At 52.5% G+C, this 16,621-nt stretch carries 15 protein-coding genes; 4 read left to right on the top strand and 11 right to left on the bottom strand.

Going from position 1 to position 16,621, the window contains the following annotated elements; all coding sequences use genetic code 11:
• Positions 1-242 precede the first annotated feature (242 nt).
• Genes ACMV5H_RS23880 through acpS form a run of 5 tightly spaced genes read right to left on the bottom strand, consistent with a single transcriptional unit; the run spans position 243 to position 3,530 of the window.
• Positions 243-1,439, bottom strand: coding sequence for an aminomethyltransferase family protein (locus tag ACMV5H_RS23880; protein ID WP_094981265.1), 1,197 nt, complete (start codon positions 1,437-1,439; stop codon positions 243-245).
• A complete protein-coding gene (locus ACMV5H_RS23875; RefSeq protein ID WP_021806447.1) occupies positions 1,436-1,759 on the bottom strand; it encodes an acyl carrier protein in 324 nt (107 codons plus the stop codon). Before ACMV5H_RS23875 ends, ACMV5H_RS23880 begins: the two co-directional genes overlap by 4 nt.
• 21 nt (positions 1,760-1,780) lie before the next feature.
• Positions 1,781-2,368 carry a 3-hydroxyacyl-ACP dehydratase FabZ family protein gene (locus ACMV5H_RS23870; protein WP_021806448.1) on the bottom strand — a complete coding sequence of 196 codons (588 nt, stop codon included), beginning with the start codon at positions 2,366-2,368 and terminating at the stop codon, positions 1,781-1,783.
• 16 nt (positions 2,369-2,384) lie between these two features.
• Positions 2,385-3,140 (bottom strand): SDR family oxidoreductase, encoded by a 756-nt coding sequence (locus ACMV5H_RS23865; protein WP_115158932.1) that lies wholly within the window; start codon positions 3,138-3,140, stop codon positions 2,385-2,387.
• A gap of 21 nt (positions 3,141-3,161) precedes the next feature.
• Complete coding sequence (gene acpS / locus ACMV5H_RS23860) at positions 3,162-3,530, bottom strand: holo-ACP synthase (RefSeq protein WP_071683496.1); 369 nt, start codon at positions 3,528-3,530, stop codon at positions 3,162-3,164.
• An 865-nt stretch (positions 3,531-4,395) separates the two neighbouring features.
• Here acpS and ACMV5H_RS23855 point away from each other — a divergent pair.
• Positions 4,396-5,514 (top strand): OmpA family protein, encoded by a 1,119-nt coding sequence (locus tag ACMV5H_RS23855; RefSeq protein WP_414822606.1) that lies wholly within the window; start codon positions 4,396-4,398, stop codon positions 5,512-5,514.
• Between the two features lie 7 nt (positions 5,515-5,521).
• Here the strand turns inward: ACMV5H_RS23855 and ACMV5H_RS23850 are convergent, their stop codons facing one another.
• Both ACMV5H_RS23850 and mrdA read right to left on the bottom strand, forming a co-directional pair.
• Positions 5,522-7,240 carry a penicillin-binding transpeptidase domain-containing protein gene (locus tag ACMV5H_RS23850; protein WP_414822605.1) on the bottom strand — a complete coding sequence of 573 codons (1,719 nt, stop codon included), beginning with the start codon at positions 7,238-7,240 and terminating at the stop codon, positions 5,522-5,524.
• Between the two features lie 101 nt (positions 7,241-7,341).
• Positions 7,342-9,267 (bottom strand): penicillin-binding protein 2, encoded by a 1,926-nt coding sequence (mrdA, locus tag ACMV5H_RS23845; protein ID WP_218519324.1) that lies wholly within the window; start codon positions 9,265-9,267, stop codon positions 7,342-7,344.
• A gap of 293 nt (positions 9,268-9,560) precedes the next feature.
• Between mrdA and ACMV5H_RS23840 the strand changes: the two genes are divergently transcribed.
• Positions 9,561-9,842 (top strand): YjcB family protein, encoded by a 282-nt coding sequence (locus ACMV5H_RS23840; protein ID WP_021806453.1) that lies wholly within the window; start codon positions 9,561-9,563, stop codon positions 9,840-9,842.
• A gap of 52 nt (positions 9,843-9,894) precedes the next feature.
• On the opposite strand, the gene ACMV5H_RS23835 is transcribed toward ACMV5H_RS23840, so the two are convergent.
• The 3 genes from ACMV5H_RS23835 to ACMV5H_RS23825 are packed head-to-tail and all read right to left on the bottom strand — an operon-like array spanning position 9,895 to position 11,745.
• Positions 9,895-10,389, bottom strand: a complete 495-nt coding sequence (locus ACMV5H_RS23835) for a hypothetical protein (RefSeq protein WP_037375943.1) — start codon at positions 10,387-10,389, stop codon at positions 9,895-9,897.
• 30 nt (positions 10,390-10,419) lie between these two features.
• Positions 10,420-10,857: a glyoxalase/bleomycin resistance/dioxygenase family protein gene (locus ACMV5H_RS23830; protein WP_021806455.1), complete on the bottom strand. Its 438-nt coding sequence runs from the start codon at positions 10,855-10,857 to the stop codon at positions 10,420-10,422.
• Positions 10,858-10,875: 18 nt separating this feature from the next.
• On the bottom strand, positions 10,876-11,745 hold the full coding sequence (locus ACMV5H_RS23825) for a helix-turn-helix domain-containing protein (RefSeq protein ID WP_065685804.1): 870 nt from the start codon (positions 11,743-11,745) through the stop codon (positions 10,876-10,878).
• Positions 11,746-11,923: 178 nt separating this feature from the next.
• Between ACMV5H_RS23825 and ACMV5H_RS23820 the strand changes: the two genes are divergently transcribed.
• Together ACMV5H_RS23820 and fdhF are read left to right on the top strand one after the other, a co-directional pair.
• On the top strand, positions 11,924-12,829 hold the full coding sequence (locus ACMV5H_RS23820) for a DMT family transporter (protein WP_021806457.1): 906 nt from the start codon (positions 11,924-11,926) through the stop codon (positions 12,827-12,829).
• 645 nt (positions 12,830-13,474) lie between these two features.
• Positions 13,475-15,646, top strand: a complete 2,172-nt coding sequence (fdhF, locus tag ACMV5H_RS23815) for a formate dehydrogenase subunit alpha (RefSeq protein ID WP_414822604.1) — start codon at positions 13,475-13,477, stop codon at positions 15,644-15,646.
• A gap of 201 nt (positions 15,647-15,847) precedes the next feature.
• Here fdhF and ACMV5H_RS23810 read toward each other — a convergent pair whose 3' ends face one another.
• Positions 15,848-16,444, bottom strand: a complete 597-nt coding sequence (locus ACMV5H_RS23810; protein ID WP_414822603.1) for a histidine phosphatase family protein — start codon at positions 16,442-16,444, stop codon at positions 15,848-15,850.
• Positions 16,445-16,621 lie beyond the last annotated feature (177 nt).

The raw sequence follows: 16,621 nt of genomic DNA, 5'->3' as shown, positions 1-16,621 counted from the left end.
CGAACACATACTCAACACACGAGGGAGAAAATCTCTGGGCTATCGCTCCCCCAATGAGGTATTTTTAACACACTTACAGGCGGCATAAGCCCCCTGGGTTTTGTTGCGTTTCGAGTGGGAATGGGGCACTCGTTTACGCGTGACTGTCATAGTGTCTTCCGTGTCAGCAAACCAGAAATCAAATGTGAGTGCGCCATGCTGCCATGGCGCAAAATAACGTGATGTTTTAGGGGGTGTTCGGCTTACTCGTTCTCTTCCCTCAGCTTTTGCCATTCAAGCTGTTGCAGTAGATTGCGTGGGCGCGAGCTGTCGACATAACTGTGTTCAGAAGGATTAATCAGGAAGCTGTAGTTACGCGCGAAAGGCACCGCCGACGTAGTCACCGCCACCGGGCCATTAGCCGTTACTACGTGATAGCCATCAATGTCTGCCCAAGCCCAGGCATCGGTCAGGAACAAACGGCCCACACAGGCTTGCAGGTCTGCCGAGTAATCGCAGACGATGACTTCACCGATGCAGTTACCGTCAAACATCACTTTGTCGCCACGCTGCGGGATGGCGTCCGGTTTCCCTGCAATGCTCATCCCCACGATGCGGTGGCTGCAGCCCTGCTCTACGCGTTCGCTCAAACTCGCCAGGCCGGTGAAGGCTTCTTTGTCGTAACGCACTGCCCACTGCATTTGCAAAGCAATCGGGCAGCCAGTGTATGAATTGAACATGCCAGGTTCCCAGCAAGGGTTTTCCAGGCGTACTTTCCGCTGGTAGTTCAGCCCGCCGGTACGCATGTCGTACCTTTCGCCAGCCTCCAGCATCTGGGTCCAAACATCGGCCAGCAGATCCTGTGGCCCCATCAGTTTGTACGAGTATTCACCATGCTTGCCACTGCGCAGCAGGATCAGATCGTCCTCAACGTGCATGTGTTCCTGGTATGGCAGGCCAATCACGTCCATCCCATAAACTTCGGCCAACAGCTCCCAGGCATATGGCCCTTCGAAGTGCAACATGCCCCACTCTGGCGTCAGCGATTCGATCGAGTCGATATCCTCAAACTCGTCTTCATTGCCTGCCAGCTTGGCACGCAGCATCTCGCACAGCGTTTCACCGCTGACCCACTCCGACAGCAACAGAAAACGTTCGTCATCACAGGCGATATACAGGTCGGTAATGATATTGCCTGCTTCATCGAGGATCAGGCTGTACATGGCTTGCTCATCCCGGATCGATGAAACATCGCCGGAAACCAGCTGGTTGAGCAACGACCAGGCGCTGTCACCGTTGATGGCCGCGATGCCAAAATGGGAGTAGTCGGACAGCAGAATGTGTTGACGTACCGCCTTGTGCTCCTCCTCCGCAGCAAAATAACTCAGGGGAATAGCAACGCCGTTACGCTCCCCCATTACCGCCCCATTCTGCTGATGAATGTCAGTGAGTTTGGTCATTCCTTGTCCGCTCCTGTTGCTGATCCGTTGGTGGTTTCCCCCTGCTTGGCGATAACAAACGAAGTCAGGGTGTTGACGCTACGCATGTAGGAAGGATCGTCACCTTCTGTCACACGGATGCCGAAAATTTCATCCAGCAACACGACGACCTCGGTGGCATCCACCGAATCCAGCTTCAACCCGCTACCAAACAGCGGTGTGTCATCGTCAATCTGATTGACTCTCTGATAGAGGTTCAGGCGTTCTATTAGCCCCGTTTTGATTTTCTCCAGCACAGACTTGCGCTGTTCAATCCTTTCAATAAGCGCGATGTTGCTCATAGCGGCATTACTCCCTGTTAGTTAAACGTACATACCTTTGCCTTCAGCCAGAATGCGATCGGTACGAAAATTGACGATCCGCCCGACGCACGCCACATTCCGGCCAACCCGCGCCTCCACTTCGTAGTGGTGGAACCCGTTCATATCGGCGAACGCCAGGCGGCTGTTGACTTCAATGGTGTCGCCCGGCGCGACCATGCTTTTGTACTTGACGTCCTGAGAGGCCAGCACGCCTAACACGCGCGCCCGCTCAGCTATCACTCGTGCCGTGCCCTCTGGCGTCTGCAACGCCCGTGATACCTCATCAAATTTCTTCAACGGTTGCTGGGTTTCACGCTCATGCAACTGGCAGAAATCGTTCAGCAAACTCAGATATTCACTAGACTGGCCGAAGATCTCGGCGATCATCACGCCAGGCATTACCGGGTTGTCTGGAAAATGCCCCGGAATATAGGATTCATTAAAGGTGACGTGCTTGATCACGGTAATCGAGCCCCTTTCTCCCGGTGAAAAGTCCACGATGCGGTCAACCATAAATATCGGTGCACGCCAGGACCCCATTTTCAGCAGCAGATTGGGCTGGACTAAGCTCTTGTTATAATTAGCCATATAACATTCCTGTCGGTTAACGCATCACCAGGCCGCCATCGGCCACCAAAGTCTGACCAACGATATAGCTGGATGCGTCTGAACTTAAGAAAGCCACCACGTTGGCGATCTCGTCGACACGACCAAGACGTTTCAACGGAATAGCAGACATGACGTTGCGCACGATCTGGCGCGGCACTTTTTTCACCATTCTGGATTCAATCATCCCCGGTGCCACGGCATTGACGCGGATCCCCTTCGAGGCCATTTCGCTGGCCAAGGTGCGGGTAAGGCCAATAATGCCGGCCTTGGCAGCGCTATAATTGCTCTGGCCAAAGCTGGAGGTGATACCGGATATCGAAGATATATTCACCACCGTTGAATTGCGGGCATGGCGCAATAATGGCAGCAGCCGTTTGGTCATGGTAAAGGTGCCGTACAGATTGACCTTGATAACCTGATCAAACTCTTCATACGTCAGCGCAGAAAATACGTTGTCTTTGTAGATCCCGGCATTATTAATCAGCACATGCACCTCATGAGCCTGTTTCTCAAGCTCATCGGCCAGGCTCGAAACCTCACTGACATCGGCAACATTGCACTGCAGGATATGCAGATTATCACCTTGCGGATGAGAGATTTTTAATTTTTCCAGACCGCTATTGTCATGATGGTAAATAGCGAAAACCTTAGCCTGTTGCTCAAGATATTTCTCGCAAATAGCTAAGCCAATATCACCACTCGCGCCGGTGACAACCACATTTTTACCCCCGATATCGGGATAGTGAAACATAGATATTCCCTTATTTTATAATTAACCCAATGCCGCTGCGGCAATGGCATGTGACTGACAGTGAGAAATGCTCAGCGTGGCATGAGTCAATTTTTTTTCCTGCATCAATCTCGCAAATTCACCGCTAAAGAAATAATAAGGGCAGCCCAACTCATCGTGTCTGATTTCGATGTTGTGGAACAGGATCCCCAGGCGGAACCCGGTACCAAGAGCCTTCACGGCAGCTTCTTTGGCTGCCCAGAAGCCAGCCAGTCGTTCGACATTGTCGGCCAAATCCCCCAGTACCTGCTGCTCTGCCGGGGTTAACAAACGCTGTGCCAGCCTATTGCCACTTCGCATTAATGCGGTGTTTACCCGTGCGATCTCAATAATATCCACACCAAGATTCATCCTTTCTGACTCCCATCGTCAAATCCATTGAAGCAGCTTCGTGTGAAAGTGACATAATACGCAGATACAATATGGCAATGATGTCAGAACCTATAACACAATAAAATTGCAATAGGGAATTGTCTGCATTGCTTAAAGAGAATGTTATCGCGAAATGTTTAAAACAATCAATAAAGCCTCAGTAAAAAATATCATCAACAAATAAAATAGAGCATTATTCTAATTGTGAAGCATAAATACAGAATAAAAACCAATAACGCCATTCCAGCTGGTCATATATGTCATTTTTTTATTAATTAAACGGGATTTATTTTTGCAAGAACAATCCCACCGATTAGGATTATTCAAAATAACAACAGATTTAATTCAGGTTAATTCGAGAAATAACCTGAATCAAAGTATTTTACTTTTCATCCTATTTAAAAAATGGCCATTATTAAATTTTCATTCCCGCTGATTTATCTGAATGATCGATAAGTGTGAAGAGTTTTGCATCGTGTCCTGCATTGCGTTGACGCATAATTTTCAAACAGAAAGCGTTTTCAACCATAATGCACCGCTGAAATTCAAACTCCGTCCCCAAAAGAGCCATGATCAAACGAACATCACCTTTGGCAAACCAGGGCTTTGGGAGGCGCAACCTTCCTTTCCGCTTCGCTACTCATTTTTTAATCAATAATCTCTTCGGCTTAGCAGGCCAGTCTGTTACTCTGCCCGACAGTGCTGGGGCCATGGTTCACCCGCAGAATCGGCCAGACTATGAAAACAGCCTAATCCGACTTATCCATGTTAGTTTCGTAGTTTAACAAGTTGAACTGACCATACTCTGCGGTGCAGAATACGCGCAGATGAAATGGAGGTTCGAATGTACCAGATGGGAAATGTCATTAACCAGCAGATGGCGGCGATCTCGCCCCAGGTGCTGACGGTGTTGGAACAAAAGCTGGTAACGGCTAAAGAAAAGATCGCGCTGTGCCTTAACGGTATGGGTGCCCTGATCCTGCAAAAGACCCGCGACTACCTGCATCGCAATGACAACTCCCAACGTTTCCGCCAGTTAGTCGGGCGCACTCCCCCCTTCGAATTGCGCTTTCTGGATGAAGCACTGGGTAAATCCAGCCCTGCATTGCTGACGATGGTGCTTGGCCACAAAGTGAAGCGCCTCACCCAGCTGTTTGTGAGCTTTTATGTGCTGGAAAAACAGGTCGCCGAGCGGCTGTTTTCCGTGGCCTCCGCGGTGGTATTTGGCCTGTTGGGCGAATATCTTCGCCAACGTTCTCTACAATCACCGTCGTTAAAAGGCTGGCTCGAGTGGCAGTTGCCGCAGATTGCCGCAGCCCAACCAACGGCGGTGCTCAACCAGTTGCCTGCGCTTATCCCAGCCGATCCGGCCGTTTCCCGCACCGGGTCGCTGGCGCCCCCCAAACGCCGTATCTGGCCGTGGCTAATGCTGGCGCTGCTATTGGTATCTCTGCTGTTCTCACTGCGCGGTTTTAGCGTGTTACAACCCATGCAGGCCAGCGGCCAGAGCGATGTGACCTACCGCCGGTTGGCCGATGGCAAGCAGCTTCTGTTGTCGCAGCGTAGCGTCGAGAACCTGCTGATCACCTATATTGAGAGCAATGCCCCCACTAGCGAAAAACGTTGGTTTACGCTGGATCGCCTGCAGTTTGACACCAACCGCACCGAGTTAAGCCCTGCATCACAAGAACAGCTGAGGAACATCGTCGATATTCTGCGTGCTTATCCGGATGTGGAGATCCAACTGGGGGGCTATACCGATAAGTCGGCCAATGAACAGATGGACCGGCGTTTATCGCAAGATCGTGCCGATGCGGTACGCATGGCGTTGGTCAAAATGGGGATTGGGGAAAGCCGTATCAGCGCAGAAGGTTACGGCTCGGCTTACCCATTGGTGCCTAACGATAGCGAAGCCAATCGTATCAAAAACCGCAGAATCGATCTGCGGGTAGTTGAGAAGTAATGGCCACTCAGCCCTTGGCTACTGCCACCACCTTCAACGGCTGAGCATCTGGCAAGATATTCATATGCTCCAGCACCTGGGCCATAATCTTGCCAAATACAGGCCCCGCCACCGAGCCACCAAAGTGTTTGCCTGCCTTGGGGTTATTGACCATGACCACCAGGGCCACCTGCGGATCGCTGGCCGGTGCCACGCCTGCGGTGTAGTTGATATAGCCACCATCGTACTTACCGTTTGGCCCCATCTTCTCAGCAGTACCCGTCTTGATCGCCAAGCGATAGCCAGGCACTGCGGCACTGAGGCCGCTGCCCCCAGGTAACGCATCGCTCTCCATCATGTGCACCACGGTTTTTACCACCTCTGCAGGCATGACTTGCTGCCCCATGACCGGCGGCGTGACTTTAGTGATGGAAAGCGGACGATAAACACCGAATGAACCAATGGTGGCATATTCGCGCACCATCTGCAGCGGAGTGACGCGCAAACCGTAACCAAAGGAGAAGGTCGCTCGTTCAATATCAGCCCAGCGCGCGCGGTGAGCGGGCAAATAGCCGCTACTTTCGTTACCAATCCCCAAATCGGTTGGCCGCCCAAGGCCAAAACTGCGATAAACGGCAGGCAATACCGTGGCAGGCAGCGCCAACGCAATATGCGAAACCGCAATATCGCTGGATTTTTGCAGCACGCCGGTAATGGTCAATTTCGACCAATGGCCTACGTCTTTGATCAGATGGCCGTTCACCGTATAAGGCGTAGTATCCAGCACGGTATCTGGCCGGATCAGCTTGTGATCCAATCCCACCATCACCACTACCGGTTTAACCGTCGAGCCAGGTTCAAAGCTGTCGCTGCTGCAGACATTGTGTATGTCTTTCACCGGTGTATTGGCGTAGTTGTTGGGGTTGAAGGAGGGATAGCTGGCCATGCCGAGGATCTCACCGGTATTCACCTTCACCAGCACCGCACAGCCGGAATCGGCCTGGTTGGCGATCACCCCATCGCGGATCTGGGAAAACAGCACGTACTGAATAAATTTGTCGATGCTTAAGGTCACGTTCGGTGGCGGCACTGGATCTACGCTTTTGATCACGCCGATGACCGCACCGCTGCCGTCTTTCTGATAGACACGCAGGCCGTTTTTACCCTGCAACAACGGGTTGAAACCCAGCTCAATCCCTTCCAGCCCCTGATTATCCTGCCCCACAATGCCAATCAGCCCGGCGGCGTCTTGCCCCATGGGATAGAAACGGCTGAAGTCCTGCTCGGTGCTAACGCCGGTCATGTGCAGTTTGCTGATATAGGCCGCATTGTCATCCTCCACCTTGCGTGCCAGATAGACAAAGCGCTTACGGGCGTTGGCCTGGATCAGGTGCTGAACATCAGCAAGCGGCATTTGCAACACGTTAGCCAAACTCTGCCAGCGCTCGGTGCTGGTATCGGTTTGGGTATCGAGGATATGTTTGGGATCCAACACGATGTCTTTGGAAGAGACGCTGACCGCCAGCGCCGCATCGTTACGGTCGGTGATCATCGCTCGGTTGGTGGGCACCACCTGGGTTCGAATGGAACGCTGATCAGCCTGATCGGCCAACTGTTGGTGTTCCAGCAGCTGTAAATAGCCGACCCGGAACATCAAGAGAAAAAAGCAGACCAAGATGCCCGCGCAAATCCAGCCAAAACGCGCCGTCGAGTAGTTTTTACCGTTTTTCTTGGTTGAAGGAGCCACTGTTAAGCCTACGTTTTTAAACTGATTATTTATCCGCTAAGTCTAACCTGAGTCAGATTGCCAGAAGGTTGCAGTTTGTAAGAAAGTAAAAACAAACGCGTTTAATGTTGCACATCGTCACTGTCTCCCAACTGCTTCTGGGTAGCGTCGTTTTCCCCCGGCGCTGGCGCATTGGCCGGGTCGAAAATGTGGTCCAGGATTGCCCTGGCCGTTGGCCCTGCAACGACACCATCCCCACCCCCGTTTTCCAGAATTAGTGCCATCGCCACCCGCGGGTTTTTATACGGCGCAAACAGGGTGTAGAAAATATGGTCACGCAGGCGTACCGGGATCATTTTGGCATTGTAAGTCTGGTTTTCTTTCAGGCTGAAAACCTGTGAGGTCCCCGATTTGGCCGCTATCTGGTAGGGCGCGGTATGGAACAGCTTATACCCGGTGCCGTTAGGCAGGTTCGCCATGCCATACATACCGTTGCGCACAATTCCCCAATACGGCGATTTGGCCTCGCCAATCTGCGCGGCCTGCTCTGGTGGCCGGTAGCGTTCGACTTCCCGGCCCCGTCTCATCGAATACAACAGATGCGGCGTTTTCACCCTGCCGCTGTTGATCAGCGTGGTCAGCGCTTTCACCATCTGGATCGGCGTAGCGATCCAATACCCCTGGCCAATACCCACCGAGACGGTATCACCTTGGTACCAGCCTTTCTTGTGTACCCGTTGCTTCCATTCCCTGCTCGGCAGCACGCCGCGATATTCCTCGTTCAGATCGATTCCCGTCGGTTGGCCATAGCCAAACTGGCTGAGCCACTGGTGGATCCGGTCTATCCCCATCTCATAGGCAACTTGATAGAAGAAGGTGTCGGCCGACTCCTCGATCGCCTTGGTGACATTCAATAGGCCGTGCCCAGTTTTCAACCAGTCACGATAGCGACGCTGCGTTCCCGGCAAGGTCCAGGTGGGGGCACCAAAGAAAGTGGTGGTTGGGGTAATGACACCGGCAAACAGTGCCGATACCGCCATATAAGGTTTTACCGTTGATGCAGGCGGGTATAACCCCTGCGTCACGCGGTTAATCAGCGGTAAATCCGGGTTGCTGAGTAGCGACTTATAGGCCTGATAGCCAATACCTTTGACGAACGGGTTGGGATCGTAGCTAGGGCTGGAGACCATCGCCAGAATACCTCCGTCGCGCGGATCGGCAACCACCACCGCCGCCCGTTGCCCTTTGAGCAAACCTTCAATGTACTGTTGCAGGTGCAGATCCAGCGTCAGATAGATATCTTTGCCCGCCTGGGGCGGTTGTTCCTTCAGCAGGCGAACGATACGCCCGTGGTTATCCACTTCCACTTCCTGATAGCCGGTGGTGCCGTGTAACTCTTTCTCGTAATAGGCTTCCAGCCCCTGTTTGCCAATATTGTGGTCGGCCGCATAGTTTTGCGCCAGGCCCTGCTGCTCCAGCTTTTTAACGTCGTTATCGTTAATGCGGGAGACATACCCCACCACATGAGCCAACTGTGCCCCGTAAGGATATTGCCGCTGCTGGTAGGTCTCGATGGTCACTCCGTCAAAGCGATACTGGTTTACCGCAAAACGAGCCACCTCGGTTTCGCTAAGCCCGGTCTTCAGCGTAACTGGCTTATAGCGGCTATTGTGATGCATATCGTCACGGAAGGCGGCGATATCATCCGGCGTCAAATCTACAATGGGCGTCAGGTTTTGCAACAGCGTTGCCATATCGGCAATCTTGCTGGGGGTCACTTCAATCTGATACAGCTGTATATTGCGCACCAACGGGATGCCGTTGCGATCGAAGATCAGGCCACGATGGGGGGCAATGGGCAGCATCTTGATGTCGTTTTGATTGGAGCGCGTTTGGTAAAACGCATGCTGTTTGATCTGCAACTGATACAGGTTGAAAACCAGCAAGCCAAAACAGGCGACGACCAGCACCATCGCCACGCAGGCACGGCGAATGAACAACGTTTCTTCGGCGGGATGGTCACGGAATGGATCTTGCAATTGGGCCATGCGCAGAGTCTTACCTGTTTGACTGGGCGAAAAGCCGGCAAGCATAGCGTTAATAATCCGGGGGCTACATTAAAAGGTTGCTAATGAGTTGGCATAAATGTTTCAACATATTGGAATGTTGCCAGGATTTGTCAGACAGGCCATAACGACTATTGAGACGCCAATTATTCCAATGCTACAATGTGACGCAGATCACACCAACAACCTAAACCACCGTCTATCCAATGCGCATTCTGCCCCAAGGTCTGATACCTGGAGTTGGCTGCGGCATGTGTAGCAAAGGATCACCTTCGATGAGTACCATAGCCGCTGGCTTTATTATGATGCGCTGGGAATTGCTGAGCGCAGTGATGATGTTTCTGGCCAGCCAATTGAATGTGTTGTGCCGCAAGGCCAGCCGTAACGGCATGGCGTTTGTGTTCAGCAGCCTGGGGCTGTTCACTAGCTGCTGGTTTGTGATGGGGCTGATGGGCATGTCCTTCAACCTGGCTGGCATTATGCAGTTTTGGGCGTCATTCAAAGACGTTTTCATCGATGTCATGAGCCAAAACCCGACCGCCTTCCCTCTGCCCTAACCGTTTTTCCAGACTAGACGGGCGCAGTATGCAGCGTCCCTACCAACCTGCATTACGGGTTGATAATGAGGCTGTAATCTTGGAACGGTTTTATGATGTGAACCAGGCCTGCGGCATCAACCGTGCCGTAAATCACCAACTCCTTTTGATCTTGGTAAACATCGCCACCATCTTCCGCTTTAATCACGACTTCCAGGCAGTCACCCTGCTGGTAGCCAGTGGTTATTATCAGCAGATCGGTCTCACTGTAAAACCGGGCTTCGGCGTTGCCGTCTTTGATCGGCAGCGGTCTGAGGTAAACGCTATCAACCCACCCCATATCTTTGACTTTACTGGCAAATCTGAAATTTGGCGTACAGTGAAATAGATTCCGGTATACCCGCGGGTACATAGGAAATAGCGTGCCAAGGTTGTTAGCCTGCGTTACATCGGGTTTATATTTGAACGGAGTAATACGCTCCAGAACCCTGAGGCCCGTATCGTCAGCCAGCGTGGAGAAGGAAAGCGTCACCGATAAGAGTGTGCTGATACAGTGATATAATTTCATTAGTGACTCTCCTTAGCTCACTGACCCACCTTATCCTCGCATCCAGGGTGTTAAAGTCACGCCGACCAGCAAGCCTTCCGGGCTTAGCAGACGGGTGACGCTCTGGCCCCACGGCTCCAGACGGTTGGCTACCAGCAGTTGATAGCCCTGATCCAGCAGCGTTTGGGTAGCCTTCGCCATATCTGCCACGTCAAACTCCATCCACGCCTGTGGCACCGGCAAATCTTGTGGCCATTGATCCTGGCCAAAGCAAGATTGGGCCGCCTGCGCCAGTGGCCACAGCGCAAAGTGCTTCACGCCCGCCAAGGCATCGTGCTCGGTCAGCAGATAGTCCTCATTCCCTTCCATTGGCTTTAGCGGCAAGCCCAGCGCTTGCTGATAAAACGCGGCACTCTGGCTGGTGTTTTGGGTGATCGGGCCAAAACCCGCGACAAAAAGCACCTCAACACCACAAAATGGTTGTTCCATATCCTTTCTCCTCAGGGATTAACGGCTTTGCTGCCGCAGCCGTATCGGCGTATAGCCATAGAATGCCTTGAAACGGTGGCTGAAATGGCTGGCCGAGCTAAAGCCGCAGTCCAGCGCAATCTGGGTTAGCGGCATCAGCGTGTTGCGCAGTAATTTCTCCGCCTGCTGCAAACGCACCTGCATCACATATTGATGCGGCGCCTGCCCGGTGCTGTGTTTAAACATGCGGGCAAAATGAAACTCGCTCAATTCCGCCTGAGCGGCCAAGTCTGCCAGCACCAAGGGTTGATCGAGATGGTGATAGATAAACTCCTGCACCCGCTTCAGCACGGCCGGTGCCAGCCCACCACGCACGCTGGGCAGCCGCCATTGCAACTGGGTGTAGCGCTGAAGCATATGCGACATCAACAGCGTAGAGGCGCTGCTCAGTGCCAGTTGGTTGGCGCTATCTTGCCAATTGTGATTAAGTAAAAACTGGCGATACAGCAGCGTGATTTGCGGATCTTCCGCAAACGACAGCGGCTCTACGTTGATGGACGCCGGGCTGCGATCCCAGGTCTGCTCCACCAAATGGCGCAAATGCTGGTCGGTACAGTACAGATGCACAAAAGAGAGATTGCTGCGGACATCCCAGGTGGATTCGTAATGACGCGGCATGATGCAAAAACGATCCGGGCCGCCGCCGTTCTGCCACCCCCCTGGTACCTTCTGATAGCACTCATAACCATCCGCCACGTACAGGCTGAGGGTGTGGTGATCGGCACTTTCCTGGGTGATACGGTCGTTGCAGTTGGACCAGGCCGCAAGTTGCACGCCAGATCCCAGTTGCACGCTATTGTGCAACCGGGCTTTATGTTGGTGCAGTGTTTCAAATGCCAGGTATGCCATAGCTGCCCTATTCCTGTGATCCAAGCCGTTTCAGTTTAAAGAGTGCTGGCGCGGGATACCAGTTGTCACCGGGCGCTTTTAACAAAAAAAGCGCAAGAATATGCAATTGGCCGCAAAAGGCTGAAAGCGTTACGGCGCAAAAAGATGAATACTCCCGTCATCATTCACAGGAGAATTTATGAATACGCTGTTGTATCTTGCCGTGGTGCTGATTTGGGGCACCACCTGGATTGCGATTACCCTGCAACAAGGCACGGTGGCGATCCCCGTTTCGATCGGTTTCCGCTTCCTGCTGGCTGCCGCCGTGATGTGGCTGGCCATGCTGGCGCTACGCCGTCTGCGGGCCATTAGCCTGCGGGACCACCTGTTCTGCATGTTGCAGGGCTGCTGTGTGTTTGGCTTTAACTTTTACTGTTTCTACCTGGCCGCAGCCTATATCAGCAGCGGGCTGGAATCGGTGATTTTCTCGATGGCGGTGTTGTTCAACGCGGTTAACAGCATGATTTTCTTCCGCCAACGCCCCAGCCCCAACCTGCTTCCTGCGGCGCTGTTAGGCATGATCGGCATCGTGGCGCTGTTTTGGCAAGATCTGATGGCGACCCAGATGGCGCCAGAATTGCTTAAGGGGATCGGCTTGAGCGCCCTGGGCACCTACGGTTTTTCGCTGGGGAACATGCTCAGCACGCGCCATCAACGCCGTGGACTGGATATCCTTTCCACCAACACTTACGCCATGAGCTACGGCGCACTGCTGATGTTTGCCATCGCACTGGCACAGGGCGCTTCATTGCAGCTCGAATTCACCACTCGCTATCTGGGTTCGCTGTTCTATCTGGCGATTTTTGGCACGGTGATCGCCTTTGCCGCCTATTTCACCCTGTTAGGCCGCATCGGCTCAGGGGCCGCCGCCTATAGCACCTTGCTGTTCCCGTTGGTGGCGCTGACGATCTCCACTCTGTATGAGGGTTACCAGTGGCATCTGAATGCGGTGATCGGCCTGTGTCTGATCCTGCTGGGCAACCTGGTGATGTTTTCCAAGCCGGGGAGGTTCAATCTATATCGATGGAAACGTGGAGTTCAGTGACCGTATTAAATATAAGTGTAGGGATACCGTTGCCCACTTAAGATAATCCATGAATTAACACAAAAATCATTGAGGTGTGAGGTAAACCACCTCAATGATTGCCCCACTATCACGAAAGATTACAGCCCATTGCAGTAGGATTCGTATTGACCTTGTTTACTCATACTTCTCAAATGAAGTCATCACAGAATAACCTTCCAGAAATTGATAACAACTATCATTCTAAATTATTTTATCAAGGCCAAGTTATTTTTATTCGACAGTAAACACCTATTAATCACCCCTATAATATAAACCGTTAAAGCGATATGGTAATTTTATTGGCAATAGTCAAAGTAAGCAGCGGAAAATAAATCGATAGCCATGGTCTAAAGTAATACGGAAGAACCATAATTATTGTTGATACCTCCCCGCCTATACTTGGGTCTGTTTTACGATAAAAGGAGTGACGAAAATCCGGCACCGCATCGTCATTTATGTCGAAAAACTGTCGAAACATCATCACCCCTCCTGCAACCTACTGTTATAAAAATATTTCCTGGTTGGCATGTTTTATGTATTGCCATAGGCGGAGCATAAACCTTGCCATCCCCGAAAGCTTTTTAGCTGCGCTCAAAAGTTACAGGGGTAATCCGGGAGTTCACCATGAAAAAAATCACCACTGTCTGCCCTTACTGTGGCGCAGGCTGCAAACTGAAACTGGTAGTAGAAAATGGCAAAATCCTGCGTGCCGAAGCGGCAGACGGGGTAACCAATCAGGGGGAACTTTGCCTGAAAGGCTACTACGGCTGGGACTTCCTCAATGATACCAAACTGCTGACTCCGCGCCTTAATCAGCCGCTGATCCGCCGTGTGAAAGGTGGCAAATTTGAGGCTGTCAGTTGGGAGGAGGCTATTCGCTACACGGCACAGCGTCTCAAAGAGATCAAGCAGCAATATGGTGCGCGTGTCATCATGCATACCGGTTCATCGCGCGGGACGGGTAATGAAACCAACTATGTCATGCAGAAATTCGCCCGGGCGGTGATCGGTAATAATAATGTCGACTGTTGTGCCCGCGTTTGCCATGGCCCCTCCGTTGCAGGTTTGCAAGCGACTCTGGGTAACGGCGCGATGAGTAACTCTATCGGCGATATCGAAAACTCCAAGTGCCTGCTGATCATCGGCTACAACTGTGCAGACTCGCACCCTATCGTGGCTCGCCGAGTGTTGAAGGCCAAAGAGAAAGGTGCACAGATTATCGTATGCGACCCACGCCGCATCGAAACGGCGCGTATTGCCGATCTGCATTTACCAATCAACAACGGCTGTAATATGGCGCTGGTGAATGCCTTCGCTCACGTTTTGATTGAAGAAAACCTGTATGACCGCGATTACGTTGCCAACTATACCGAAGGTTTCGACGCCTATCGCCAGCAAGTGGCAGACTATTCTCCAGAAGCGGTGGAACACCTGACAGGGGTCACTGCCCAGCAGATCCGCCAGGCAATGCGTATCTACGCCAGTGCCCCTTCCGCCACCATTATGTGGGGCATGGGCGTAACACAGTTTGGTCAGGCTGTAGACGTGGTGAAAGGCATTGCCAGCCTGGCACTGCTCACGGGTAATTTGGGGCGCGCCAACGTGGGGGTTGGGCCGGTTCGTGGACAAAATAACGTTCAGGGAGCCTGCGATATGGGGGTTCTGCCAAACGAATTCCCTGGTTATCAGGCCGTGACCGACGCCGCAGTACGAGCCAAATTTGCCGCGGCCTGGGGGATTGACGCTGCACAGATGGACGCCGAAGTAGGCTACCGTATCACCGAAATACCGCACCTGGCCCTTGAAGGTAAAGTCAAAGCCTACTACATCATGGGGGAAGACCCATTACAGACCGAGGCCGATCTGAGCCTGGTCCGTCGTGGGTTCGACGCGCTGGACTTTATTGTGGTGCAGGATATCTTTATGACCAAAACGGCCGAACAGGCCGATGTGATCTTGCCTGCCACCTCATGGGGGGAGCATGGCGGAGTGTTCTCCTGTGCCGACCGTGGTTTCCAACGTTTTGAGAAAGCTCTCGAGCCGCAGTATAACGTCAAACGTGACTGGGAAATTATCAGCCTGTTGGCGACTGAAATGGGTTACCCAATGCACTACGAAGATAACCAACAGATCTGGGACGAGATGCGCGAGCTGTGCCCACTGTTTTACGGAGCCACTTACGAAAAAATGGGTGAGCTCGGCCATGTGCAGTGGCCTTGTACCACCTTGGACAGCCAGGGGACACCTTACCTGTATCAGGGGAACCAATTCACGACCCCTTCCGGCAAAGGTCAATTGTTTGCTACAGCCTGGCGCGCTCCCGCAGAAATCCCTGATGAAAACTACCCTCTCGTGTTGTGTACCGTGCGCGAGGTCGGCCACTACTCATGCCGCTCAATGACCGGCAACTGTAAGGCACTACAAACGCTGGCGGATGAGCCTGGTTTTGTGCAGATCCATCCGCAAGACGCCGCTGAGCTGGGCATTGCCGACCAGCAACTGGTTTGGGTGGCCTCCCGCCGCGGCAAGGTGATTTCCCGAGCCAACTATAGCGAGAGGATTAATTTGGGCGCGGTTTATATGACCTACCAGTGGTGGATTGGCGCCTGTAATGAACTGACCCAGGATAACCTGGATCCGATCTCGAAAACGCCGGAAACCAAATACTGTGCGGTGAAGCTGGAAGCCATTGCCGATCAGCAATGGGCAGAAAACTATGCTCAGCAAAGTTACTGCACCATGAAGGCCCGCCTGCGCAGCGCCGTGGATGACTTGTTATTGCCGTTAGAAGCTTAGGTTAATTATCGGATTAACGCGGAAATCATTGAGGTGTGGTGTACAACCCCACCTCATTATTTACTTGGCCGTCATTGACCTTGTTAACTCATGCAAATTAATGGCTTATCAGGTCGACCAATCCATATTTCACGCACCAGAAAGCGATTTTAGTACCGCGCCCTTAGTGACTCCGGTGACTGAATTTCTGCGCTGATATTGTCACTTCATTCCGGTTGGACAAGTATCCGCGACGTTGTTAAGCCCTTCGGTTTGACGCTCGAAGCGGATCTTGTTGGCGGACGCGTCATGGTTAATGGTCAGCACATAGATACCGTCAAAATCATTCCCCGACCATTTGGTAACCTGTTGTGGGTTACCTCCCTCGGCGGTGATGATATTTTTTACCACCTGCACCAGATTGTGATGTTCCCAAGAGACATACACCACGGCATTGCGGAAACGATCGTCCAGCAGAGCCGCCTGCAAATCAGCAATGTCATCGGCGTGATACTGGATATTCACCGGCAGTGAGAGCCGAATGGCCGTTGGGGTGATGGTGGTCAATGCCTGCATGGAGCTGCCCAGCTTATTTTTCTTGGGGCCAGCGGCATAAATGGCCTCAGGCTTACCGAAGCGGGAAATCAAGACCTCCGGCAGTGCCAAGGCGCGGTTAAAACCTTTGCAGGTCAACTGACCACTGTTGTTGTCTGGCTTCTCACCGTGGCGAACGAAAACCAGGGTTTGCTCACTCCAGGCGGCCCCTGCCACGCTGGATAACAGTAACGCCAATATGCCGTTTTTAAACGCTTGCTTCATGGTTCTTTCCACCCATATTTGCCCTTAAGAACGCCGCCAGGTAAGGCCACGGCCCCATTCCCACTCGAAACGCAACAAAGTGACCCACTGGCCAGACCCGGATAAAATCACCGCTCTGGCCCTACTGGAGAGCCTGTTGCATGCAGGGAAAACATCTGACTCAGAAAGAGCGGTTCT

Source organism: Serratia sp. N21D137, assembly GCF_047530005.1.
Classification (GTDB): domain Bacteria; phylum Pseudomonadota; class Gammaproteobacteria; order Enterobacterales; family Enterobacteriaceae; genus Chania; species Chania fonticola_B.
Note: the sequence above shows the minus strand (reverse complement) of the source record. Positions and strands in the feature narration are given on the sequence as shown.

Excerpts from the sequence above, each read along its gene's own strand:
- ACMV5H_RS23810 (WP_414822603.1), bottom strand. The coding sequence starts at position 16,444 with ATGAAGCAAGCGTTTAAAAACGGCATATTGGCGTTACTGTTATCCAGC.
- ACMV5H_RS23865 (WP_115158932.1), bottom strand. The coding sequence starts at position 3,140 with ATGTTTCACTATCCCGATATCGGGGGTAAAAATGTGGTTGTCACCGGC.
- ACMV5H_RS23870 (WP_021806448.1), bottom strand. The coding sequence starts at position 2,368 with ATGGCTAATTATAACAAGAGCTTAGTCCAGCCCAATCTGCTGCTGAAA.
- ACMV5H_RS23855 (WP_414822606.1), top strand. The coding sequence starts at position 4,396 with ATGTACCAGATGGGAAATGTCATTAACCAGCAGATGGCGGCGATCTCG.
- ACMV5H_RS23820 (WP_021806457.1), top strand. The coding sequence starts at position 11,924 with ATGAATACGCTGTTGTATCTTGCCGTGGTGCTGATTTGGGGCACCACC.
- fdhF (WP_414822604.1), top strand. The coding sequence starts at position 13,475 with ATGAAAAAAATCACCACTGTCTGCCCTTACTGTGGCGCAGGCTGCAAA.
- ACMV5H_RS23880 (WP_094981265.1), bottom strand. The coding sequence starts at position 1,439 with ATGACCAAACTCACTGACATTCATCAGCAGAATGGGGCGGTAATGGGG.
- ACMV5H_RS23825 (WP_065685804.1), bottom strand. The coding sequence starts at position 11,745 with ATGGCATACCTGGCATTTGAAACACTGCACCAACATAAAGCCCGGTTG.
- ACMV5H_RS23840 (WP_021806453.1), top strand. The coding sequence starts at position 9,561 with ATGAGTACCATAGCCGCTGGCTTTATTATGATGCGCTGGGAATTGCTG.
- acpS (WP_071683496.1), bottom strand. The coding sequence starts at position 3,530 with ATGAATCTTGGTGTGGATATTATTGAGATCGCACGGGTAAACACCGCA.
- ACMV5H_RS23875 (WP_021806447.1), bottom strand. The coding sequence starts at position 1,759 with ATGAGCAACATCGCGCTTATTGAAAGGATTGAACAGCGCAAGTCTGTG.
- ACMV5H_RS23835 (WP_037375943.1), bottom strand. The coding sequence starts at position 10,389 with ATGAAATTATATCACTGTATCAGCACACTCTTATCGGTGACGCTTTCC.
- ACMV5H_RS23830 (WP_021806455.1), bottom strand. The coding sequence starts at position 10,857 with ATGGAACAACCATTTTGTGGTGTTGAGGTGCTTTTTGTCGCGGGTTTT.
- mrdA (WP_218519324.1), bottom strand. The coding sequence starts at position 9,267 with ATGGCCCAATTGCAAGATCCATTCCGTGACCATCCCGCCGAAGAAACG.